This window comes from Pseudomonas sp. Tav-5-1A (assembly GCF_055755055.1).
In genome coordinates, this window is sequence record NZ_CM146901.1 from 5,264,643 (window position 1) to 5,285,371 (window position 20,729).

Annotated in this window: 19 protein-coding genes and 1 pseudogene; 16 read left to right on the forward strand and 4 right to left on the reverse strand. The window is 64.6% G+C overall.

The window, feature by feature from the left end; all coding sequences use genetic code 11:
* Window positions 1-868: 868 nt before the first annotated feature.
* The 3 genes from AC0J42_RS24150 to AC0J42_RS24160 all read left to right on the forward strand — a co-directional run bounded on the left by AC0J42_RS24150 (window position 869) and on the right by AC0J42_RS24160 (window position 3,370).
* Complete coding sequence (locus AC0J42_RS24150) at window positions 869-1,090, forward strand: hypothetical protein (protein WP_027977204.1); 222 nt, start codon at window positions 869-871, stop codon at window positions 1,088-1,090.
* Between the two features lie 381 nt (window positions 1,091-1,471).
* Window positions 1,472-1,954, forward strand: a complete 483-nt coding sequence (locus AC0J42_RS24155; protein WP_416426360.1) for a hypothetical protein — start codon at window positions 1,472-1,474, stop codon at window positions 1,952-1,954.
* A gap of 144 nt (window positions 1,955-2,098) precedes the next feature.
* A complete protein-coding gene (locus AC0J42_RS24160; RefSeq protein WP_416426361.1) occupies window positions 2,099-3,370 on the forward strand; it encodes an OmpP1/FadL family transporter in 1,272 nt (423 codons plus the stop codon).
* A gap of 51 nt (window positions 3,371-3,421) precedes the next feature.
* On the opposite strand, the gene AC0J42_RS24165 is transcribed toward AC0J42_RS24160, so the two are convergent.
* Window positions 3,422-3,973, reverse strand: a complete 552-nt coding sequence (locus tag AC0J42_RS24165) for a glutathione peroxidase (protein WP_416426362.1) — start codon at window positions 3,971-3,973, stop codon at window positions 3,422-3,424.
* Window positions 3,974-4,105: 132 nt separating this feature from the next.
* On the opposite strand from AC0J42_RS24165, the gene AC0J42_RS24170 reads away from it, so the two are divergent.
* From AC0J42_RS24170 to pdeM, 9 genes are all read left to right on the forward strand, one after another.
* Window positions 4,106-5,113 (forward strand): ligase-associated DNA damage response exonuclease, encoded by a 1,008-nt coding sequence (locus tag AC0J42_RS24170; protein ID WP_473004203.1) that lies wholly within the window; start codon window positions 4,106-4,108, stop codon window positions 5,111-5,113.
* Window positions 5,110-6,759 carry an ATP-dependent DNA ligase gene (locus AC0J42_RS24175; protein ID WP_473004205.1) on the forward strand — a complete coding sequence of 550 codons (1,650 nt, stop codon included), beginning with the start codon at window positions 5,110-5,112 and terminating at the stop codon, window positions 6,757-6,759. The genes AC0J42_RS24170 and AC0J42_RS24175 overlap by 4 nt, the downstream gene beginning before the upstream one ends.
* 197 nt (window positions 6,760-6,956) lie before the next feature.
* Window positions 6,957-7,736, forward strand: a complete 780-nt coding sequence (locus AC0J42_RS24180) for a transporter substrate-binding domain-containing protein (RefSeq protein ID WP_416426365.1) — start codon at window positions 6,957-6,959, stop codon at window positions 7,734-7,736.
* 66 nt (window positions 7,737-7,802) lie between these two features.
* Window positions 7,803-8,531, forward strand: coding sequence for an ABC transporter permease (locus tag AC0J42_RS24185; RefSeq protein ID WP_416426366.1), 729 nt, complete (start codon window positions 7,803-7,805; stop codon window positions 8,529-8,531).
* Complete coding sequence (locus tag AC0J42_RS24190) at window positions 8,528-9,238, forward strand: ABC transporter permease (protein WP_473004207.1); 711 nt, start codon at window positions 8,528-8,530, stop codon at window positions 9,236-9,238. The genes AC0J42_RS24185 and AC0J42_RS24190 overlap by 4 nt, the downstream gene beginning before the upstream one ends.
* 9 nt (window positions 9,239-9,247) lie before the next feature.
* Entirely contained in the window at window positions 9,248-10,366 is a 1,119-nt protein-coding gene (locus AC0J42_RS24195) for a succinylglutamate desuccinylase/aspartoacylase family protein (RefSeq protein WP_473004209.1), read from the forward strand.
* Between the two features lie 13 nt (window positions 10,367-10,379).
* Window positions 10,380-11,144 (forward strand): ABC transporter ATP-binding protein, encoded by a 765-nt coding sequence (locus AC0J42_RS24200; protein ID WP_473004210.1) that lies wholly within the window; start codon window positions 10,380-10,382, stop codon window positions 11,142-11,144.
* A gap of 156 nt (window positions 11,145-11,300) precedes the next feature.
* Window positions 11,301-13,739, forward strand: a complete 2,439-nt coding sequence (locus AC0J42_RS24205) for a ligase-associated DNA damage response DEXH box helicase (RefSeq protein WP_473004212.1) — start codon at window positions 11,301-11,303, stop codon at window positions 13,737-13,739.
* Entirely contained in the window at window positions 13,736-14,419 is a 684-nt protein-coding gene (gene pdeM, locus AC0J42_RS24210) for a ligase-associated DNA damage response endonuclease PdeM (protein ID WP_473004214.1), read from the forward strand. Before AC0J42_RS24205 ends, pdeM begins: the two co-directional genes overlap by 4 nt.
* On the opposite strand, the gene AC0J42_RS24215 is transcribed toward pdeM, so the two are convergent.
* Together AC0J42_RS24215 and dcd are read right to left on the reverse strand one after the other, a co-directional pair.
* Window positions 14,392-14,607: a hypothetical protein gene (locus tag AC0J42_RS24215; RefSeq protein WP_416426377.1), complete on the reverse strand. Its 216-nt coding sequence runs from the start codon at window positions 14,605-14,607 to the stop codon at window positions 14,392-14,394. The two genes, pdeM and AC0J42_RS24215, sit on opposite strands and share 28 nt — an antisense overlap.
* A 100-nt stretch (window positions 14,608-14,707) precedes the next feature.
* Complete coding sequence (gene dcd / locus AC0J42_RS24220) at window positions 14,708-15,274, reverse strand: dCTP deaminase (RefSeq protein WP_003184751.1); 567 nt, start codon at window positions 15,272-15,274, stop codon at window positions 14,708-14,710.
* Between the two features lie 361 nt (window positions 15,275-15,635).
* Here dcd and AC0J42_RS24225 point away from each other — a divergent pair, with 361 nt between their 5' ends.
* Window positions 15,636-15,845: a cold-shock protein gene (locus AC0J42_RS24225; RefSeq protein WP_008365925.1), complete on the forward strand. Its 210-nt coding sequence runs from the start codon at window positions 15,636-15,638 to the stop codon at window positions 15,843-15,845.
* Between the two features lie 98 nt (window positions 15,846-15,943).
* Here AC0J42_RS24225 and apbC read toward each other — a convergent pair whose 3' ends face one another.
* Entirely contained in the window at window positions 15,944-17,038 is a 1,095-nt protein-coding gene (gene apbC / locus AC0J42_RS24230; protein ID WP_416426379.1) for an iron-sulfur cluster carrier protein ApbC, read from the reverse strand.
* 224 nt (window positions 17,039-17,262) lie between these two features.
* Between apbC and metG the strand changes: the two genes are divergently transcribed.
* The 3 genes and pseudogenes from metG to nth all read left to right on the forward strand — a co-directional run bounded on the left by metG (window position 17,263) and on the right by nth (window position 20,718).
* On the forward strand, window positions 17,263-19,305 hold the full coding sequence (gene metG / locus AC0J42_RS24235) for a methionine--tRNA ligase (RefSeq protein ID WP_416426381.1): 2,043 nt from the start codon (window positions 17,263-17,265) through the stop codon (window positions 19,303-19,305).
* 88 nt (window positions 19,306-19,393) lie between these two features.
* Window positions 19,394-19,925 (forward strand): annotated as a pseudogene (rsxB, locus tag AC0J42_RS24240) (electron transport complex subunit RsxB); the annotation flags it as partial.
* Between the two features lie 154 nt (window positions 19,926-20,079).
* Complete coding sequence (gene nth / locus AC0J42_RS24245; protein ID WP_416426382.1) at window positions 20,080-20,718, forward strand: endonuclease III; 639 nt, start codon at window positions 20,080-20,082, stop codon at window positions 20,716-20,718.
* Window positions 20,719-20,729: the final 11 nt, after the last annotated feature.

The following is a 20,729-nucleotide window of genomic DNA, read 5'->3' on the forward strand; positions in this document are numbered from 1 at the left end:
GTGCTAGAGCAAGCGCTCGGGACAATCCACAGAAGCTGTGGATAAGTCAGTGGACAACCGCCCTTCCCCGCCCGCAAACCCTTGTAGAATAGGGCCTCCAGTCAAACTGTCGATTTTTTCACCAGTTAAAAAAAGCGTTTTTTTTCATTGACTTAAATTTTCAATGCGGCGTAGGGGAACTTTCGGCAAGGCGTTTGCAGGGACATGACGGTTTCATTGCCACATGTGTACAACCGCCCTGAATGGAGGCACGGGGCCGCACCATTTTCGTACTCCCTGTCAAGCGTGGGGCGCGAAAAAGCGACTTCAGGGGCTTCACAGGGCGAGTTTTTGTAGGCAAACTGGTCTGCTGCTGATCTGAGGCACAAGGGTGCACCCCGGGCCGCCGGTGATACAGCAGGTGAATTGAAAAAACACTTGCAAGTCACCCAGGCTATCAGTTAGGCTTGCCACTGTTAGTACCAAGCTGAAAGTCAATTTCTGGTCGACACAGTCCTCCAGCACGTCGTTCGCAGCAAAGCGAACCCCCTGCTGAAACAGCGGACCCGACCTACTCGATGGTTTCCAGGTAAACACTTCACGAGCCGTGGCCAACGCCAGGCATCGCTGACAAGCCTCTTTACTCTGACCTAACCAACCTGCTGATTGATCAGGATCTTCACCCACGGGCAGCGAACCTTTGCCCCGGTGTGTTGCCTGTCCTCCTAAGTACCTACCGGTCAGCCCAAGCGCCACATTTTAAATGCGCTCACACTGGCTGCTTTGTTCCAGTCAGGTTCTTCGTCCGGCCAATGGTGGCCCGCGTTACTGGAACGTTTTTAGTGTGCACGGATCATATCCGTGTCTTTTGCAGGAACATCCAATAACTATGAACACTATTCATACCCAAGACGCCATGCGCACCCTGACTGACGCCTTCGCACCGCTGAACTGCCTGATCATGGCAGCTCGCAAAGGCTGCTTCAGCTTCACCGTCGTCAACGAGCACGGTATTGCCCGCCACAGCGAACGCCTGTACCCGGAGCAATACTCCAGCGCCGAGCCGCTGCAGGCCGTGATCGACCGTACGCGCCAGGCACTGGTCGCCTAAAACGCCCAGGCTGCACCCAAGGCCCCGCCATGAGCGGGGCTTTTTTATGGGTGATCACTTTATGCGCCCTGTAGCAGCCGCCGAAGGCGGCGGCCGGGTTCATCGCGGTGTGCCGGGAACAGCGCGGCGCCTTGGACGCGGCCTGCGGCCGCTCCCACAAGACAGTTGCTGCTACGTGCTGCAAGCCGGTTTCTTTATCACCTGAGGGCATATGCGCCGCCACCTCAAACGGGCAAATAATTTAAAAACAGCCCTTTACAGCACAAATATGACACTACACTTCAATTCAAGCGGCCCCAAGCCGCTTCCGGCGGAGCCATCCGATTCACTGCTGCCAAGCACCCAGGTTCCGTCGGCCAGACAGAGAGGTCGAAGGGTTTTATGGGGATCGCCGCACGGGAATTGAGCCAGTACGTGATACGCCCGACGCTGCTGTACCTGGGCCGTCACTGCGCTACCGCCGAGGCCTTGCTGTTGGGCGTGGCGGCCAGCCAATCGGCCCTGGGCACCGCCCTGCACGATCGTCGTGGCCACGGCCTGTACCGCATCGGCGCGTTGCGCCACCAGGCCTTGTGGGACCATTACCTGGCCCTGGACCCCGATTTGGCCAGCCTCGTGAGGGGGCTCGCCAGCCAGCATGCTTTTTTAAGTGGCCCGCATCAGGAATTGACCGTCAACCTTCGGTACGCCACGGCTATTGCCTGGCTGTTGATCGAAGAGCAGAAAACGCCCTTGCCACAGGCCGATGATGTTATCGGCATGGCCAGAATATGGCGCCAAACCTTCCAACCCCAGGGTCGTTTAAGGGATTTCACCGCCGCCTGGGCAAGCTGCATCACCGTTACTGACAGATTAGCCAGCTGAAGATCATGGCATAACGCCAGCTTATAAGCTTCCAGCCTGGTCGGATTGTCCTACAAAACCGCTCTATCTCCTGCGATACGGGCTATAGCGCCGCGGCGAAAATGTTGGTAGTTTTCGCTTCGGTGATCACATGGAGTTCTAATAATGAAAAAAGTAATGCTCAAGACCACAATCAGCATCGCCGTCGCACTCGCCTCTACCCAGCTGTTCGCCAGTGGCTTTGCCATCAACGAAACCAGCATCAGCGGCATGGGCACCGGCTTCGCCGGCCGTTCGTCTTCTGCCGATGACGCCAGCACCATCTACGGCAACCCTGCCGGCATGTCGCGCCTCAAGAAAGCCCAAGCCACCGTGGGCGCGGCCGTGATTGACGCGAAGACCGACATCAGCGACACCAAGGCCACCCTGGGGGGCAAAGAGGGTGGCGACATGGTGCCGGTGACTACCGTGCCCATGGGTTACTACGTACAGCCAATCGATGACCACTGGGCCTTCGGTGTCGGCTTCTACGTGCCGTTCGGCCTGATCACCGACTACCACAGCGACTTCGCTGGCCGTTACTACGCCAACAAGAGCAAGGTCTCGGTCATGACCTTCCAGCCTACCGTCAGCTATGCGTTCAACGATATCGTGTCGATCGGTTTCGGCCCGACCATCAACCGCATCGACGGCGAGCTGAGCTCCATGGTGCCCAACTCCTTCACCCCCGGCACCAACGACGGCAAGGTGAAGATCAACGGCAACGACACCGCCATCGGCTTCAACGCCGGTATCCTGGTGCAGGCCACGCCGACCACCAGCCTGGGCCTGACCTACCACTCCAAGGTGGACTACCACCTGGACGGCGACACCAAGGTCACCGGCGGCACCTTCAGCCTGCTGGGCCTGAGCGGCCACAGCTACGATGCCTCGCTGGACCTGGACACCCCGGAATCCGTGGACTTCTCCGTGACCCAGAAGCTGGGTGACGACTGGACCGTGTATGCCGGCAGCACCTGGACCCGCTGGAGCCGCCTGAAAGACATCACCGTGGAGAACAAAGGCGTGCCCGCGCTGCTGTCGGGCTCGCTGAGCACCATCACCGAAGAGCAGAACTGGCACGACACCTGGGCCCACGCCATCGGTGCCGCCTACCAGCTGAACAAGGAAGTGGTGCTGCGCGCCGGTTACTCGGTTGACCAGTCGCCTACCAACAACGTCGACCGTTCGCCACGCATCCCTACCGGCGACCGCCAGGCCGTCAGCTTCGGCGTGGGCTACACCCCCGTGGAAAACATCACCCTGGACTTCGCCTACTCCTACCTGTGGGAAGAGAGCGTGAAGATCAACGAAGTGTCGGCTACCAAGCTGGCCTACAGCTCCAAGTACAAGAACAGCGCCAGCGGCTTCGGTACCTCGATTACCTACCGCTTCTGATTCACGTACCTGCAGCACGAAAAAACCCGCCTCGGCGGGTTTTTTCATGCCTCAGGGTTTTGAGGCGATGGCTTTTTCCACCGCGGCGATCAGGTCCGGGTCGTCGGGCTTGGTGATGCTGGAAAAGCTCGCCACCACATTGCCCTGGCGGTCCACCACGTACTTGTAAAAGTTCCACTTGGGCGCGCTACTTTGCTCCGCCAGTACCTTGAACAAATGGGTGGCGTCGGCACCGCGCACGGGCGCCGGCTGGGTCATGGTGAAAGTGACGCCGTAGTTGGCGTAGCAGACCTTGGCGGTCTCGGCGCTGTCCTGGGCCTCCTGCTTGAAGTCATTGGACGGCACGCCGATCATTTCCAGGCCCTTGTCCTTGTAGCGAATGTACAGGCCTTCCAGCCCGCTGAACTGCGGGGCGAAGCCGCAGTAGCTGGCGGTGTTGACCACCACCAGCGGCTTGCCGGCAAAGCGCTGGCACAGGTCGATGGCCTCCTTGCCGCGCAGTTTGGTCATCTGCCCTTGCAGCAGTTCCGGGCAATCGGCGGCCAGCACTGGCCCACTGGCGGCAAGCATCAAGAGCGGAACCGTTATCCAGCGCAGGTTCATGGCAGCCATCCTCAGTGATTTGAACCTCCAACCTACCCTCAGTCACGTCCCTACGCAAACGCGCACAATTAGCGAACTTCCGGCGGCGGCGCAGCCTCTGACGATTAAGCCCCCTGCCACAGGCCGCCGCCCATGGACCTCGTCATTGCCCGCCCCGAAGGCCTGTACTGCCCGCCCGGGGATTTCTACATCGACCCCTGGCGGCCCGTGGAACGCTCTGTGATCACCCACGGCCACGGCGACCACGCGCGCACCGGCAACACTCATTACCTGGCCGCCAGCCCCGGCGCCGGCATCTTGCGCGCCAGGCTGGGCGCCGACATCAACCTGCAGACCCTGGCCTACGGCGCGCGCCTGGTGCACCACGGCGTTACCCTCAGCTTCCACCCGGCCGGCCACGTGCTGGGCTCGGCGCAGGTGCGCCTGGAATACCAGGGCGAGGTGTGGGTGGCGTCCGGCGACTACAAGGTGGAGGCCGACGGCACCTGCGCGCCCTTCGAGCCGGTGCGTTGCCATACCTTCATCACCGAATCCACCTTCGGCCTGCCCATCTACCGCTGGCAGCCGCAACGGGAGATCTTCGCCGAAATAGATGACTGGTGGCGGGCCAACGCCCAAGCCGGCAAGGCCAGCGTGTTGTTCGCCTACGCGTTCGGCAAGGCCCAGCGCATCCTCCACGGCATCGACGCCAGCATTGGCCCGATCCTGGTGCACGGGGCCGTCGAGCCGCTGAACCGGGTGTACCGCGAGGGCGGCATCCACATTCCCCAGACCCAGTACGCCGGCGACTTCAAGAAGACCGACCCGGCCCTGCGCCAGGCGCTGATCCTGGCCCCGCCCTCGGCCGGTGGCAGCACTTGGATGCGCCGTTTCGGCGACTACAGCGACGCCTTCGCCAGCGGCTGGATGCGCCTGCGCGGCACCCGCCGGCGGCGCGGCGTGGACCGCGGCTTCGTGCTGTCCGACCACGCCGACTGGCCCGGCCTGCTGTGGGCCATCGAGCAGACCGGCGCCGAACGGGTCATGGTCACCCACGGCTCGGTGGCGGTGCTGGTGCGCTACCTGCGCGACCTGGGGCTGGACGCCCAAGGCTTTACCACCGAGTACGGCGATGAAGACGAGGAGCAAGCCAGCGCATGAAAGCCTTTGCCGAACTCTATGGGCGCCTGGACGAAACCACCTCCACCAACGCCAAGCGCGACGCACTGCTGGCCTACTTCAGCCAGGCCGATGCTGCCGACGCCGCCTGGGCGGTGTATTTCCTTTCCGGTGGCCGCCCGCGCCAGCTGGTGCCCAGCCGCGTGCTGCGTGACATAGCAGTGCACACCAGTGGCCTGCCCGAGTGGCTGTTCGAGGAAAGCTACCAGGCCGTCGGCGACCTGGCCGAGACCTTTTCCCTGCTGCTGCCGGAAACCGCCCACAGCAGCGACCAGGGCCTGGCCTGGTGGGTGGAAGAAGCCTTGCTGCCCCTGCGCGGCCTGCCGCCGGAGGCCCTGGCCGAGCGCCTGCCGCAGCTATGGGCGCAACTGGACCGGCAGAGCCTGATGGTGTGCCTGAAGCTGATCACCGGCAGCTTCCGCGTGGGTGTGTCAAAACTGCTGGTAACCCGCGCCCTGGCGCAGTTGGCCGGCATCGACAGCAAGCGCGTGGCCCAGCGCCTGGTGGGCTACACCGACCTGTCCCACCGGCCCACCGCCGACAGCTACCGCACGCTGATCGCCGCTGAATCCGCCGACGAACACGCCCAGCGCGGCGGCCAGCCCTACCCGTTTTTCCTCGCCCACTCGCAGCAGCAGCCAGTGGACCAGTTCGACGCCCTGCTGGGGCCGGTCGACGCCTGGCAGGTGGAGTGGAAATGGGACGGCATCCGCGCGCAACTGGTCAAGCGCGACGGCCGCCTGTGGATCTGGTCCCGCGGTGAAGAACTGGTCAGCGAACGCTTCCCGGAGCTGATGGCGCTGGAGCAAAGCCTGCCCGACGGCACCGTCATCGATGGCGAGATCGTGGTGTGGAAAGCCGACGCCCAGCCCCAGGTGCAGCCGTTCGCCCTGCTGCAGCAGCGCATCGGCCGCAAGACCCTGGGCAAGAAGCTGCTGGAAGAGGTGCCCGTGGTGGTGCTGGCCTATGACCTGCTGGAATGGCAGGGCCACGACTGGCGCAGCCGGCCCCAGGGGCAACGGCGCGCCGAGCTGGAGCGCCTGGTGGCGGCCACGGCGGCGCCTGTGCTGCAGCTGTCGCCACTGCTGCATGGCGAGAGCTGGCTGGACCTGGCCCGCCTGCGCGAACAGTCGCGGCGCCTGGGCGTGGAAGGCATGATGCTCAAGGCCCGCGACGCCCTGTATGGCGTGGGCCGCACCAAGGACATGGGCACCTGGTGGAAATGGAAGGTCGACCCCTTCAGCGTCGACGCCGTGCTGATCTACGCCCAGGCCGGCCACGGCCGCCGCGCCAGCCTGTACAGCGACTACACCTTCGCCGTGTGGGACGGCCCGCCCGAAGCCAGCGAGCGCACCCTGGTGCCGTTCGCCAAGGCCTACTCGGGGCTGACCGACGAGGAAATGCGCCAGGTCGACGCCATCGTGCGCAAGACCACGGTGGAGAAATTCGGCCCGGTGCGCAGCGTGCGCCCTACCTTGGTGTTCGAGCTGGGTTTCGAGGGCATTGCCCTGTCAAAACGTCATAAAAGCGGCATTGCCGTACGTTTTCCGCGCATGTTGCGTTGGCGGCATGACAAGCCGGTGGAAGAAGCCGATAGTCTGGCTACGCTGCAAGACCTGCTGAGCTGATTGCCCACTTTTGGGGCGTGGTTTCGGGGCTGCCCGATTTTGGGCAGGCCGCCGCGCCAGAGCCTTCCGGGCGCCCCATTTAAACGCTCGTTCGGGTACTGTGGTGCGAAAATTGCTATCAGAATGATGTCTGGCATCCGCCGGTAACGAATGTCGCGTACACCTGTACGCTCTTCTCAGGTTCTAAGGACTGCACAATGAAAAAAGCATTGCTGACCCTTTCTGCACTGGCCTTATGTTTGTCTGCTGGCGCCGCGATGGCCAAGGATTACAAGGTATTGCGCTTCGGCGTCGACCCATCCTACGCACCGTTCGAATCCAAGGCCGCCGACGGCAGCCTGGTGGGCTTTGACATCGACCTGGGCAATGCCATCTGCAAAGAGCTGAAAGTGGAGTGCAAGTGGGTCGAGAATGACTTCGACGGCATGATCCCCGGCCTCAACGCCGGCAAGTTCGACGGCGTGATCTCGTCCATGACCGTGACTGACGCGCGCGCCAAGGTCATCGACTTCTCCAGCGAACTGTTCTCCGGCCCGACCGCGCTGGTGTTCAAAAAAGGTGCAGGCTACAGCACCCCCGAGTCGCTCAAAGGCAAGACCGTGGGCTACGAGCAGGGCACCATCCAGGAAGCCTACGCCAAGGCCGTGCTGGACAAGGCCGGCGTGACCACCAAGGCCTACGCCAACCAGGACCAGGTCTATGCCGACCTGACCTCGGGCCGCCTGGACGCTTCCATCCAGGACATGCTGCAGGCCGAACTGGGCTTCCTGAAATCGCCACAGGGCGCCGACTACGAAGTCAGCAAGCCGGTTGACGACCCACTGCTGCCGGCCAAGACCGCCGTCGGTATCAAAAAGGGTAACAAAGAGCTCAAGGCCCTGCTGGACAAAGGTATCGAAGCGTTACACAAGGACGGCACCTACGACACCATTCAGAAGAAACACTTCGGTGATCTGAACCTGTACAGCGGCAAGTAACAATTGGTAACGACGCCTTCTCCCGTCCGGGGGAAGGCGTTTTTTCTACCTGCACAGGCACCATCCATGTTCGACGACCTATTACAAAACCTGGGGCTTTCAGCATTCAGCCTGAAGGGCTTTGGCCCGATCCTGCTGGAAGGCACCTGGATGACCATCAAGCTGGCGGTGCTGTCACTGCTGGTGAGCGTTGGCCTGGGCCTGCTGGGCGCCAGCGCCAAGCTCTCAAGCCTTAAAGTGCTGCGGGTTCCCGCACAGTTGTACACCACCCTGATTCGCGGCGTGCCCGACCTGGTGCTGATGCTGCTGATCTTCTACAGCCTGCAAACCTGGCTGACCAATCTCACAGATGCCATGGACTGGGACTACATCGAGATCGATCCTTTCACCTCTGGTGTGATCACCCTCGGGTTCATCTATGGCGCCTATTTCACCGAAACCTTCCGTGGCGCCATCCTCGCCGTGCCACGCGGCCAGGTGGAAGCGGCCACCGCCTATGGCCTGAAACGTGGCCAGCGGTTCCGCTACGTGGTGTTCCCGCAGATGATGCGCTTCGCCCTGCCAGGCATCGGCAACAACTGGATGGTGATGCTCAAGGCCACCGCCCTGGTGTCGATCATCGGCCTGGCCGACCTGGTCAAGGCCGCCCAGGACGCGGGCAAGAGCACCTACCAGCTGTTCTACTTCCTGGTCCTGGCGGCCGTCATCTACCTGCTGATCACCAGCGCCTCCAACGTGGTGTTGCGCTGGGCCGAGCGGCGTTACAGCGCTGGCAGCCGGGAGGCCGTGCGATGATTGAACTGTTGCAACAATACTGGCGCCCGTTCCTGTATTCGGACGGCCAGCACATCACCGGCCTGGCCATGACCATGTGGCTGCTGACCGCCTCCATCGCCATCGGCTTCGTGGTGTCCATCCCGTTGTCCATCGCCCGGGTGTCCACGCACTTCTGGCTACGCTGGCCGGTGCAGTTCTACACCTACCTGTTCCGCGGCACGCCGCTGTATATCCAGCTGCTGATCTGCTACACCGGCATCTACAGCATCGAGGCGGTGCGCAACCAGCCAGAGCTGAACACGTTCTTCCGCGACGCCATGAACTGCACCATCCTGGCCTTCGCCCTGAACACCTGCGCCTACACCACCGAGATCTTCGCCGGCGCCATCCGCAGCATGAACCACGGCGAGGTGGAAGCGGCCAAGGCCTACGGCCTCACTGGCTGGAAGCTCTACACTTACGTGATCATGCCGTCGGCCCTGCGCCGCTCGCTGCCGTTCTACAGCAACGAAGTGATCCTGATGCTGCACTCCACCACCGTCGCCTTCACCGCCACGGTGCCGGACATCCTGAAAGTGGCACGCGACGCCAACTCGGCCACCTTCATGACCTTCCAGTCGTTCGGCATCGCCGCGCTGATCTACCTGACCATCACCTTCACGCTGGTGGGCCTGTTTCGCCTGGCGGAACGCCGCTGGCTGGCCTTCCTCGGCCCTGCGCACTAGGAACCGGAAATGCACCATCGCACCCATGACCTGATCAGCCCGGTGCCAGGCACCGGCCGGCAGATCCACAGCTTTCACTACGGCCCCACGGAAGGCGCCGGCAAGATCTACATCCAGGCCTCGCTGCACGCCGACGAACTGCCCGGCATGCTGGTGGCCTGGCACCTCAAGCAGCGCCTGGCCGAGCTGGAGCAGGCCGGGCAGCTGAACAGCGAGATCGTCCTGGTGCCCGTGGCCAACCCGGTGGGGCTGGAGCAGGTGCTGATGGACGTGCCCCTGGGCCGCTACGAGCTGGAGAGCGGGCAGAACTTCAACCGCCTGTTCGTCGACCTCAGCGACGAAGTGGGCACCGAGGTGGCGCCGCACCTGGGCGACGACCCGCAGCACAATGCGCGGCTGATCCGCGCGGCGCTGCGCCGGGCGCTGGAAGCCCAGGTGCCGGCCACGCAGTTGCAGTCCCAGCGCCTGATCCTGCAGCGCCTGGCCTGCGACGCCGACATGGTGCTGGACCTGCACTGCGACTTCGAGGCCGTGGCACACCTGTACACCACGCCCGAGGCCTGGCCGAAGGTGGAACCACTGTCGCGCTACCTGGGCGCCCAGGCCAGCCTGCTGGCCACCGACTCGGGCGGGCAGTCGTTCGACGAGTGCTTCACCCTGGTGTGGTGGGAGCTGCAGCAGCGCTTCAACCACCGTTTCGAGATTCCCCAGGGCAGCTTCTCGGTGACCCTGGAGCTGCGCGGCCAAGGCGATGTCGACCACCACACCGCCGCCACCGACTGCCAGGCGATCATCGACTACCTGACCCACCACGGTGCCATCGCCGGCGAGCAGCCGCCGCTGCCCGAACTGCCCTACCCCGCCACGCCCCTGGCGGCGGTGGAGCCGGTGGTCAGCGCCGCCGGCGGCCTGCTGGTGTTCCATGTGCTGCCGGGCGAGGTCGTGAGCGCCGGCCAGCTGATCGCCGACGTCATCGACCCCATCAGCGACCGCATCACCGCCGTGCGCTGCGCCCAGGCCGGGGTGATGTACGCCCGCTCGCTGCGGCGCATGGCCACCGCCGGCATGGTGGTGGCCCACGTCGCCGGCCGCGAAGCCTACCGCAGCGGCTACCTTCTTTCGCCTTGAGACCTGATTGCCCATGTACAAACTGACCATCGATGGCCTGCACAAACGCTACGGCGACAACGAAGTACTCAAGGGGGTTTCGCTCAAGGCCAAGACCGGCGACGTCATCAGCCTGATCGGCGCCAGCGGCTCGGGCAAGAGTACCTTCCTGCGCTGCATCAACTTCCTGGAAACCCCCAACGACGGCGCCATGAGCCTGGACGGCAAGCAGATCCGCATGGTGCAAGACAGCCACGGCATGCGCGTGGCCGACCCTGACGAACTGCAGCGCATTCGCACGCGCCTGGCCATGGTGTTCCAGCACTTCAACCTGTGGAGCCACATGAGCGTTTTGGAGAACGTCACCATGGCCCCGCGGCGGGTGCTGGGCGTGAGCAAGCACGAGGCCGAGGACCGTGCCCGCCGCTACCTGGACAAGGTTGGTCTGCCGGCGCGCGTCGCCGACCAGTACCCGGCGTTCCTCTCCGGCGGCCAGCAACAGCGGGTGGCCATCGCCCGCGCCCTGGCCATGGAACCCGAGGTGATGCTGTTCGACGAACCCACCTCGGCGCTCGACCCGGAGCTGGTGGGTGAAGTGCTGAAGGTGATCCAGGGCCTGGCCGAGGAAGGCCGCACCATGATCATGGTCACCCACGAGATGAGCTTCGCGCGCCAGGTGTCCAGCCAGGTGATGTTCCTGCACAAAGGGTTGGTGGAGGAGGAAGGCGTGCCGGCGGACGTGCTGGGCAACCCGAAGAGCGAGCGGTTGCGCCAGTTCCTCAGTGGCAACCTGAAGTAACCCTGTAGCCGCTGCCGCCAGGCTGCGCTGGCCCCATGCCCCACTGGAGATCTCCAGCGTCCATCATGGCCAGCGCAGCCTGCGGCAGCGGCTACACGCGTCGCAACTAACCTTCCACCGCCGCTGTCACTGGTTTAACCCCCACGGACAGCGCCCATGCCCGACCACGCCAAACCCTGGTTCGCCGCCCGCCACTGGAAGCCCTTCGCGTTCCAGAAACAGGTCTGGGCGGCCGTCAAGGCTGGGCAGTCGGGGTTGCTGCACGCCAGCACCGGCGCCGGCAAGACCTACGCCTTGTGGTTCGCCGCCCTCAACCGTTTCGCCAGGCCCGGCCCGCGCACCGCGCCGCTGACGGTGCTGTGGCTGACGCCCATGCGCGCCCTGGCCGCCGACACCCATCGCGCCCTGCAAGCGCCCCTGGACGACCTGCAACTGCCCTGGTCACTGGGCCTGCGCACCGGCGACACCAGCAGCGCCGAGCGCGCCCGCCAGGGCCGGCGGCTGCCCACCACGCTGATCACCACCCCGGAAAGCCTGACCCTGCTGCTGGCCCGCGAGCACGCCAAGACAGAATTCGCCAGCCTGGCCATGGTGGTGGTGGATGAATGGCACGAGCTGATCGGCAACAAGCGCGGCGTGCAGTTGCAACTGGCACTGGCGCGCCTGCGCCGCTGGCAGCCGGGGCTGATCGTGTGGGGTATTTCGGCCACCCTGGGCAACCAGGCCCACGCCCAGGACGTGCTGCTGGGCGCCGGCCAGGGCCTCACTGTGCAAGGCGCCGAAGCCAAACGCATCGAAGTCGACACGCTGCTGCCGGCGGCCATCGAACGCTTCCCCTGGGGCGGCCACATGGGCCTGCGCATGCTCGACCAGGTAGTGGGCGAGATCGACACCAGCAGCAGTTGCCTGGTGTTCACCAACACCCGCTCCCAGGCGGAGATCTGGTTTCAATCGATTCTCGATGCGCGCCCCGACTGGGCCGGCATCATTGCCCTGCACCACAGTTCCCTGGCCCGGGAGACCCGCGATTGGGTGGAGCGCGCGCTCAAGGACGGCCAGCTCAAGGCGGTGATCTGCACCTCCAGCCTCGACCTGGGGGTGGATTTCCTGCCCGTGGAGCGGGTGCTGCAGATCGGCTCGGCCAAGGGCGTGGCGCGCCTGATGCAACGCGCCGGGCGCTCGGGCCACGCCCCCGGCCGGCCGTCGCGGGTGACCCTGGTGCCCACCCACAGCCTGGAGCTGGTGGAAGCTGCGGCGGCCGAACAAGCCGTGGCGGCGCGGCAGATCGAGCCGCGTGAATCCCCGCACAAACCCTTGGACGTGCTGGTGCAGCACCTGGTGAGCATGGCCCTGGGCGGCGGCTTTCGGCCCGATGAACTGTTGGCCGAAGTGCGCAGCGCCTGGGCCTACCGCGACCTCACCGACGACGAATGGGCCTGGGCCCTGGCGTTCGTGCGCCACGGCGGCCACTCGCTCACCGCCTACCCCGATTACCGCCGCGTGGAACCCGACGAACACGGCGTGTGGCGCGTGCCCGACGCGCGCCTGGCGCGCCGCCACCGCATGAGCATCGGCACCATCGTCAGCGACGCCAGCCTGCAACTGAAGTTCTGGAGCAAGGGCGGTGGCGGGCGTTCCCTGGGCAGTGTCGAGGAAGGCTTCATCGCCCGCCTGCGGCCCGGCGACGGTTTCCTGTTCGCCGGGCGCCAGCTGGAGCTGGTACGGGTGGAAAACATGACCGCCTACGTCAAGCGCAGCACCGCGAAGAAGGCCGCCGTGCCGCGCTGGAATGGTGGGCGCATGCCGCTGTCCAGCGAACTGGCCGCCGCCCTGGTGCGCCAGCTGGGCCTGGCCGCGCAGGGCGAATACCAGAGCCCACCCATGCGCGCGGTGCGGCCGCTGCTGGAGGTGCAGCAGCACTGGTCGGCACTGCCCACCCCCGACACCCTGCTGGCGGAAACCCTGAAGTCCCGCGAGGGCTGGCACCTGTTCCTCTACCCCTTCGCTGGCCGCCAGGTGCACCTGGGGCTGGGCAGCCTGCTGGCCTCGCGGATGAGCCAACGCCAGCCGCTGACCTTCTCCATCGCCGTCAACGACTATGGTTTCGAGCTGCTCAGCGCCACCGCCGTGGACTGGTCGCAGTGGCTGAACGGCGCGCTGCTGAGCCCCGAGCAACTGCTGGCCGACGTGCTCGCCAGCCTCAATGCCGGCGAACTGGCGTTGCGGCGCTTCCGCGAGATCGCGCGTATCTCCGGGCTGGTGTTCGGCGGCTACCCCGGCTCGCAAAAGAGCACCCGCCAGGTGCAGGCCTCCAGCGGGCTGTTCTTCGAGGTGTTCAAGCAATACGACGCCGGCAACCTGCTGCTGACCCAGGCCCAGGAAGAAGTGCTGCGCCAGGAGTTGGACGTGCAGCGCCTGGAACAGACGCTGGTGCGCATGCAAGGCCAGCGCCTGGACCTGCACGCGCTCAAGCGCGCCACGCCGTTGGGCTTTCCGCTGATGGTGGAGCGCTTCCGCGAAAGCCTCAGCTCGGAGAAGCTGGCGGACCGCATCGCGCGCATGGTCAGCGACCTGGAAACGGCGGCGGGGCTATGAGCGGCCATCACGCCTTCGACTTCCACGGCACCACCTTGTGGCTGCTGCCGGAGAAGGCCATCTACTGGCCCGGGCAACGCGCCCTGCTGATCGCCGACGCGCACTTCGGCAAGGCTGCCGCCTACCGCCGCCTGGGCCAGCCGGTGCCCCATGGCACCACCGCGAGCAACCTGGCGGTGCTGGACCGGCTGTTGGCACGGCATGACTGCCAGCGGCTGATCTTCCTCGGTGATTTCCTCCACGCCCCCGGCTCCCAGGGGCCGGCGACCCTGGCGGCGCTGCAGCAGTGGCGTGATCGGCATGGCGGCTTGGCGGTGACGCTGATTCGCGGCAACCACGACCGCCGCGCCGGCGACCCGCCTGCCTCGCTGGCGTTCGAGGTGGTGGCCGAGCCGCTGCCGCTGGGGCCGTTCGCGTTGCAACATGAACCCGGGCCGCACCCGCGCCTGCCGGTGCTGGCCGGCCACGTGCACCCGGTGTACCGCTTGCAGGGCAAAGGGCGGCAAAGCCTGCGGCTGCCGTGTTTCAGCTTTGGGGAAGAGGTCAGCCTGCTACCGGCGTTCGGCGCCTTCACAGGGGGGCATGCGCTGCGCCCCGGCCGGGCCGACCAGCTGTTCGTGGTCGGCGACGGCCAGGTGTGGCCGGTGCGGCGTCAGGCCACGGGCGCGGGTGGGGGTTGATCGGGGATGGTCGGCTCGCCCGGTTCTTCGGGCTGCGGGTAATCGGGGTTGGGGTCGGGGTCCGGTTGGCCCGGTACGCCGCCCGCCTGGTGGGCCATGGGGTTGGCCAGCAAGGTCCAGGCAAGCACGCCAACCTGGTTGGGCTCCAGCCTGGCCAGTTCGGCGCTGATGGTCGGGTCGATTTTCATAGGCACTCCCTGGTCAATGGCCCGCTTCGCATGACGCGAAACGGAACAGTTCACCTCGATAGAGTGCCTTTTTCCCGACTAATTCCTTGCGCCGGTCGGATTATGTACGCGGCAGGGTCACGCCACGCTGGCCCTGGTACTTGCCGCCACGGTCCTTGTAGGACACTTCACATTCTTCGTCGGACTCCAGGAACAGCATCTGCGCCACCCCTTCGTTGGCGTAGATTTTCGCCGGCAGCGTGGTGGTATTGGAGAACTCCAGGGTCACGTGGCCTTCCCACTCCGGTTCCAGCGGGGTGACGTTGACGATGATGCCGCAGCGCGCGTAGGTGCTCTTGCCCAGGCAGATGGTCAGCACGTTGCGCGGGATGCGGAAGTACTCGACGGTGCGGGCCAGGGCGAAGGAGTTCGGCGGGATGATGCAGACGTCGCTTTTCACGTCGACGAAGCTTTTCTCGTCGAAGTTCTTCGGGTCCACGGTGGCCGAGTTGATGTTGGTGAACACCTTGAATTCATCGGCGCAGCGTACGTCGTAGCCGTAGCTGGACACGCCGAAGGAGATCAGCCGGTCGGCGCCTTCACCGCGCATCTGGCGCTCGACGAAAGGCTCGATCATGCCGTGCTCTTGCGCCATGCGGCGAATCCACTTGTCCGATTTGATGCTCATGGCGGGGTGTCCTGAATAGCGAGGTGGTGAAAATGTTGCCCGCATCTTACCGGACCGGGCGCCACGGCTCAAAGCACCGTGGTCATTTGTTCGGACCGCCCGGTCATTTCATGCCTTGCAGCCCGCGAAAACTGCGACTTTTCGCCACCCGCCGGCACCGTCAGTCATGATTTGTGTTATTCGCGGCGAATGGCATTGGCAGGCCCCGGAAAAAGGGTTAAGGTGGCGTCACTGTGTTGCTTGTGTCACTGAGAATCTCTACCCGATGTTTTACATCTCCATGAATTTTCCTGCTCTTTGCACTCAGTCTCGGCCAGGGCATTTCCTGAACCGCAGTTAACTTTGTCCAAGGAGACTCACCATGTCCAATCGCCAAACCGGTACCGTTAAGTGGTTCAACGATGAAAAAGGCTTCGGCTTCATCACTCCACAATCCGGTGACGACCTGTTCGTTCACTTCAAAGCTATCCAGGCTGACGGCTTCAAAAGCCTGAAAGAAGGCCAGCAGGTTTCTTTCGTCGCTACCCGCGGCCAGAAAGGCATGCAAGCTGAAGAAGTTCAAGTTATCTAACTTGTACTGAACAGTTCAAAAGAACCCCGCTCACGAGCGGGGTTTTTTTATGCCTGCGGTTTACCGTAGCCGCTGCCTGAGGCAGCGGCCACCAGCACTCAGTCGTCGCTGACGGTGATGCTCGGCATGGCCGGGGCCGCCGCTTCCTGCATCACGATGCGCGCACCCACATGGCGCGCCAGCTCCTGGTAGACCATGGCGATCTGGCTTTCCGGCTCGGCAATGGCAGTCGGCTTGCCGCTGTCGGCCTGCTCGCGAATCAGCATCGACAACGGCAACGACGCCAGCACCTCGACACCGTACTGCGCCGCCAGCTTCTCGCCACCGCCCTCGCCGAACAGGTGCTCGGCATGGCCGCAGTTGGAGCAGATGTGCACGGCCATGTTCTCGACCACGCCCAGCACCGGGATGTTGACCTTGCGGAACATCTCCACGCCTTTCTTGGCGTCCAGCAGGGCCAGGTCCTGGGGCGTGGTAACGATGACCGCGCCGGCCACCGGCACTTTCTGCGCCAGGGTCAGCTGGATGTCACCGGTGCCTGGCGGCATATCGATGACCAGGTAGTCGAGGTCGTCCCAGGCGGTCTGGGTGATCAGCTGCAGCAGGGCGCCGGAGACCATGGGGCCGCGCCACACCATGGGCGTGTTGTCGTCGGTGAGGAAGGCCATGGACATCACTTCCACGCCATGGGCCTTGAGCGGCACGAACCATTTCTGGTCCTTGACCTGCGGGCGGGTGCCTTCGGCGATGCCGAACATCACGCCCTGGCTGGGGCCATAGATGTCGGCGTCGAGGATACCCACGCGCGCGCCCTCTCGGGCCAGGGCCAGGGCCAGGTTGGCGGCGGTGGTGGACTTGCCCACCCCGCCCTTGCCCGAGGCCACGGCAACGACGTTCTTGACGTTGGCCATGCCCGGCACCTGGGCCTGGGCCTTGTGGGCGCCGATCACGCAGTCGATGCGCACGGTGGCGCGGCTCACGCCGTCCAGGCCTTCGACTGCGGTCTGCAGCACCTGGGCGAAGCCGTTCTTGAACAGGCCGGCGGCGTAGCCCAGCTCCAGTACCACGTTGACCTGCCCGCCGTCGATATCGATGGCCCGCACACACCCGGCGCTGACCGGGTCCTGGTTCAGGTAGGGATCGGTGTACTGGCCAAGTACGGCTTCGACGGCGGCGCGATTGACGGCACCCATGGGTTCTCCCGTTATAAAGACAGAGCAAGACAGACGGCTATCCTAGCGCGTCCAGCGCACCGGTGGAAAAACAATGAGCCCAACACGCGACAGGCGCCGCGCAGGCTCTGGCACCACGCATCGGCCAGGACGCAGCCTGCGGCAGCTGCTACGGGGGTTTGTCCGCACCGCGCGGGTCCTTTATAGTGGCCGATCTTGTTTTGACTTCTAAGTAGCCGAGCCCCATGTCCGAGCCCCGCAAGATTCTCGTCACCAGCGCCCTGCCCTATGCCAACGGTTCGATCCACCTTGGCCACATGGTCGAGTACATCCAGACCGACATGTGGGTGCGTTTCCAGAAGCACCGCGGCAACCAGTGCACCTACGTCTGCGCCGACGACGCCCACGGCTCGGCCATCATGCTGCGCGCGGAAAAGGAAGGCATCACGCCTGAACAGCTGATCGCCGGCGTGCAGGTCGAGCACAGCACCGACTTCGCCGACTTCCTGGTGGAGTTCGACAACTTCCACTCCACCCACGCCGAAGAGAACCGCGAGCTGTCCTCGCAGATCTACCTGAAGCTGCGTGACGCCGGCCACATCTCCCAGCGCTCGGTGACCCAGTACTTCGACCCGGACAAGCAGATGTTCCTGGCCGACCGCTTCATCAAGGGCACCTGCCCCAAGTGCGCGGCCGAAGACCAGTACGGCGACAACTGCGAGAAATGCGGCGCCACCTACGCGCCCACCGAGCTGAAGAACCCCAAGTCGGCGATCTCCGGCGCCACCCCGGTGCTCAAGGATTCCCAGCACTTCTTCTTCAAGCTGCCCGACTTCCAGGCCATGCTGCAGGAGTGGACCCGCAGCGGCACGCTGCAGGACGCCGTCGCCAACAAACTGGCCGAGTGGCTGGACAGCGGCCTGCAGGAATGGGACATCTCCCGTGACGCGCCGTACTTCGGCTTCGAGATCCCGGGCGAGCCAGGCAAGTACTTCTACGTGTGGCTGGACGCGCCGATCGGCTACATGGCCAGCTTCAAGAACCTGTGCGCGCGCCGTCCGGACCTGGACTTCGATGCCTACTGGGCCAAGGATTCCACCGCCGAGCTGTACCACTTCATCGGCAAGGACATCATCAACTTCCACGCCCTGTTCTGGCCCGCCATGCTCGAAGGCGCCGGCTACCGCAAGCCGACCGCGGTGAACGTGCACGGCTACCTGACCGTCAACGGCCAGAAAATGTCCAAGTCGCGCGGCACCTTCGTCAAGGCGCGCACCTACCTGGACCACCTGTCGCCCGAATACCTGCGCTACTACTACGCCTCCAAGCTGGGCCGTGGCGTCGACGACATGGACCTGAACCTGGAAGACTTTGTGCAGAAGGTCAACTCCGACCTGGTGGGCAAGGTGGTCAACATCGCCAGCCGCTGCGCAGGCTTCATCCACAAGGGCAATGCCGGCGTGCTGGTAGCGGAAAACGCCGCGCCAGAGCTGACCGACGCCTTCCTGGCCGCCGCGCCAAGCATCGCCGAAGCCTACGAGAACCGTGACTTCGCCCGCGCCATGCGCGAGATCATGGCCCTGGCCGACCGCGCCAACGCCTTCATCGCCGACAAGGCACCGTGGGCCCTGGCCAAGCAGGAAGGCAAACAGGCCGAAGTGCAGGCCGTGTGCGCCCTGGGCGTGAACCTGTTCCGCCAGCTGGTGATCTTCCTCAAGCCGGTGCTGCCACAACTGGCCGCCGACGCCGAGGCGTTCCTCAACGTCGCACCGCTGACCTGGGCCGACCACGCCACGCTGCTGGCCAACCACCAGCTGAACCCGTTCCAGGCGCTGATGAGCCGCATCGACCCGGTGAAGGTGCAAGCCATGGTCGACGCCTCCAAGGAAGACCTGGAAGCCGCCCAGGCCTCCAACGCCCCGGCCGGCAACGGCGAGCTGGTCAAGGAACCCCTGGCTGCGGAAATCGAGTTCGACACCTTTGCTGCCGTGGACCTGCGCGTGGCCCTGATCGTCAAGGCCGAGCACGTGGAGGGCGCCGACAAACTGCTGCGCCTGACCCTGGACATCGGTGACGAGCAGCGCAACGTGTTCTCGGGCATCAAGAGCGCCTACCCGAACCCGGCCGAGCTGGAAGGCCGCCTGACCATGATGATCGCCAACCTCAAGCCGCGCAAAATGCGCTTCGGCATGTCCGAAGGCATGGTCATGGCCGCAGGCCCTGGCGGCGAAGAGATCTACCTGCTGAGCCCTGACAGCGGCGCCAAGCCGGGCCAGCGCATCAAGTAATACCCTTGTGGGAGCTGGCTTGCCAGCGAGCTTTTTGGGACACCTCAAAATCTCGCTGGCAAGCCAGCTCCCACAATTGTTCATGGCCATGCCGGACAGAAAGATGAGCCTGACCCAACGCATCGACGCCCTGCTGCCCCAGACCCAGTGCGGCAAATGCGGCCATGGCGGCTGCCTGCCCTATGCGCAGGCGATGTCGAGGGGCGACGCAATCAACAAATGCCCGCCCGGCGGCACCGAGACCCTCGCCGCCCTGGCGAACCTGCTGCAGGTGCCGGTCATCGCCCTGGACACCAGCCGCGGCAGCGCACCACCCCAGGTGGCCTATATCCGTGAAGCCGAATGCATCGGCTGCACCAAATGCATCCAGGCCTGCCCGGTGGACGCCATCGTCGGCGCGGCCAAGCTGATGCACACCGTGATCGTCGACGAATGCACGGGCTGCGACCTGTGCCTGGCGCCCTGCCCGGTGGACTGCATCGAACTGCGGCCGTTGCCAGCCAACGCCAGCGTGGCCATCGTCGGCGGCCTGGCGCAGACCGATGGCGAACGCCAGGCCCGCACAATAAAGCGTGACCGCGCCCGCAGGCGTTTCGAACAGCGCAACGCGCGGCTGGCCAGCCTGGCCGCACGGCGCGAGGCCCAGCGCCCGGCGCCAGCCGCACAGGCGCCCGCGCCCACCGCCATCAGCGACCCGATACAAGCGGCCTTGGCGCGGATCAAGGCGCAGCAGGCCGCCACCGCCGACGCCCCGAACCCAGGACACCGTGACCGATGAACAACGTCAAACGCCGGGAAATCTTTCGCCGGCTGCATGAAGACAACCCCGAACCCAAGACCGAACTGGCCTACACCTCGGCCTTCGAGCTATTGATTGCGGTGATTCTGTCTGCCCAGTCCACGGACGTGGGCGTGAACAAGGCCACCGCCAAGTTGTACCCGGTGGCCAACACCCCGGCGGCCATCCATGCCCTGGGCGTGGAAGGCCTGTCCGAGTACATCAAGACCATCGGCCTGTACAACAGCAAGGCACGCAACGTGATCGAAGCCTGCCGCATGCTGGTGGAGCTGCACGGTGGCGAGGTGCCCCAGGACCGCGAGTCCCTGGAAGCGCTGCCCGGCGTGGGCCGCAAGACCGCCAACGTGGTGCTTAACACCGCTTTCCGGCAGCCGACCATGGCGGTGGACACGCACATCTTCCGCGTGGCCAACCGCACCGGCATCGCGCCAGGCAAGAACGTGCTGGAGGTGGAGAAGAACCTGCTCAAGTTCGTGCCCAGGGAATACCTGCTCGACTCCCACCACTGGCTGATCCTGCACGGCCGCTACGTGTGCCAGGCTCGCAAGCCGCGCTGCGGCAGCTGCCGTATCGAGGATTTGTGCGATTACAAGCACAAGACCTCCGACGATTGAAGGCTTATTGA

Excerpts from the sequence above, each read along its gene's own strand:
- AC0J42_RS24150 (WP_027977204.1), top strand. The coding sequence starts at position 869 with ATGAACACTATTCATACCCAAGACGCCATGCGCACCCTGACTGACGCC.
- AC0J42_RS24155 (WP_416426360.1), top strand. The coding sequence starts at position 1,472 with ATGGGGATCGCCGCACGGGAATTGAGCCAGTACGTGATACGCCCGACG.
- AC0J42_RS24160 (WP_416426361.1), top strand. The coding sequence starts at position 2,099 with ATGAAAAAAGTAATGCTCAAGACCACAATCAGCATCGCCGTCGCACTC.
- AC0J42_RS24165 (WP_416426362.1), bottom strand. The coding sequence starts at position 3,973 with ATGAACCTGCGCTGGATAACGGTTCCGCTCTTGATGCTTGCCGCCAGT.
- AC0J42_RS24170 (WP_473004203.1), top strand. The coding sequence starts at position 4,106 with ATGGACCTCGTCATTGCCCGCCCCGAAGGCCTGTACTGCCCGCCCGGG.
- AC0J42_RS24175 (WP_473004205.1), top strand. The coding sequence starts at position 5,110 with ATGAAAGCCTTTGCCGAACTCTATGGGCGCCTGGACGAAACCACCTCC.
- AC0J42_RS24180 (WP_416426365.1), top strand. The coding sequence starts at position 6,957 with ATGAAAAAAGCATTGCTGACCCTTTCTGCACTGGCCTTATGTTTGTCT.
- AC0J42_RS24185 (WP_416426366.1), top strand. The coding sequence starts at position 7,803 with ATGTTCGACGACCTATTACAAAACCTGGGGCTTTCAGCATTCAGCCTG.
- AC0J42_RS24190 (WP_473004207.1), top strand. The coding sequence starts at position 8,528 with ATGATTGAACTGTTGCAACAATACTGGCGCCCGTTCCTGTATTCGGAC.
- AC0J42_RS24195 (WP_473004209.1), top strand. The coding sequence starts at position 9,248 with ATGCACCATCGCACCCATGACCTGATCAGCCCGGTGCCAGGCACCGGC.
- AC0J42_RS24200 (WP_473004210.1), top strand. The coding sequence starts at position 10,380 with ATGTACAAACTGACCATCGATGGCCTGCACAAACGCTACGGCGACAAC.
- AC0J42_RS24205 (WP_473004212.1), top strand. The coding sequence starts at position 11,301 with ATGCCCGACCACGCCAAACCCTGGTTCGCCGCCCGCCACTGGAAGCCC.
- pdeM (WP_473004214.1), top strand. The coding sequence starts at position 13,736 with ATGAGCGGCCATCACGCCTTCGACTTCCACGGCACCACCTTGTGGCTG.
- AC0J42_RS24215 (WP_416426377.1), bottom strand. The coding sequence starts at position 14,607 with ATGAAAATCGACCCGACCATCAGCGCCGAACTGGCCAGGCTGGAGCCC.
- dcd (WP_003184751.1), bottom strand. The coding sequence starts at position 15,274 with ATGAGCATCAAATCGGACAAGTGGATTCGCCGCATGGCGCAAGAGCAC.
- AC0J42_RS24225 (WP_008365925.1), top strand. The coding sequence starts at position 15,636 with ATGTCCAATCGCCAAACCGGTACCGTTAAGTGGTTCAACGATGAAAAA.
- apbC (WP_416426379.1), bottom strand. The coding sequence starts at position 17,038 with ATGGGTGCCGTCAATCGCGCCGCCGTCGAAGCCGTACTTGGCCAGTAC.
- metG (WP_416426381.1), top strand. The coding sequence starts at position 17,263 with ATGTCCGAGCCCCGCAAGATTCTCGTCACCAGCGCCCTGCCCTATGCC.
- nth (WP_416426382.1), top strand. The coding sequence starts at position 20,080 with ATGAACAACGTCAAACGCCGGGAAATCTTTCGCCGGCTGCATGAAGAC.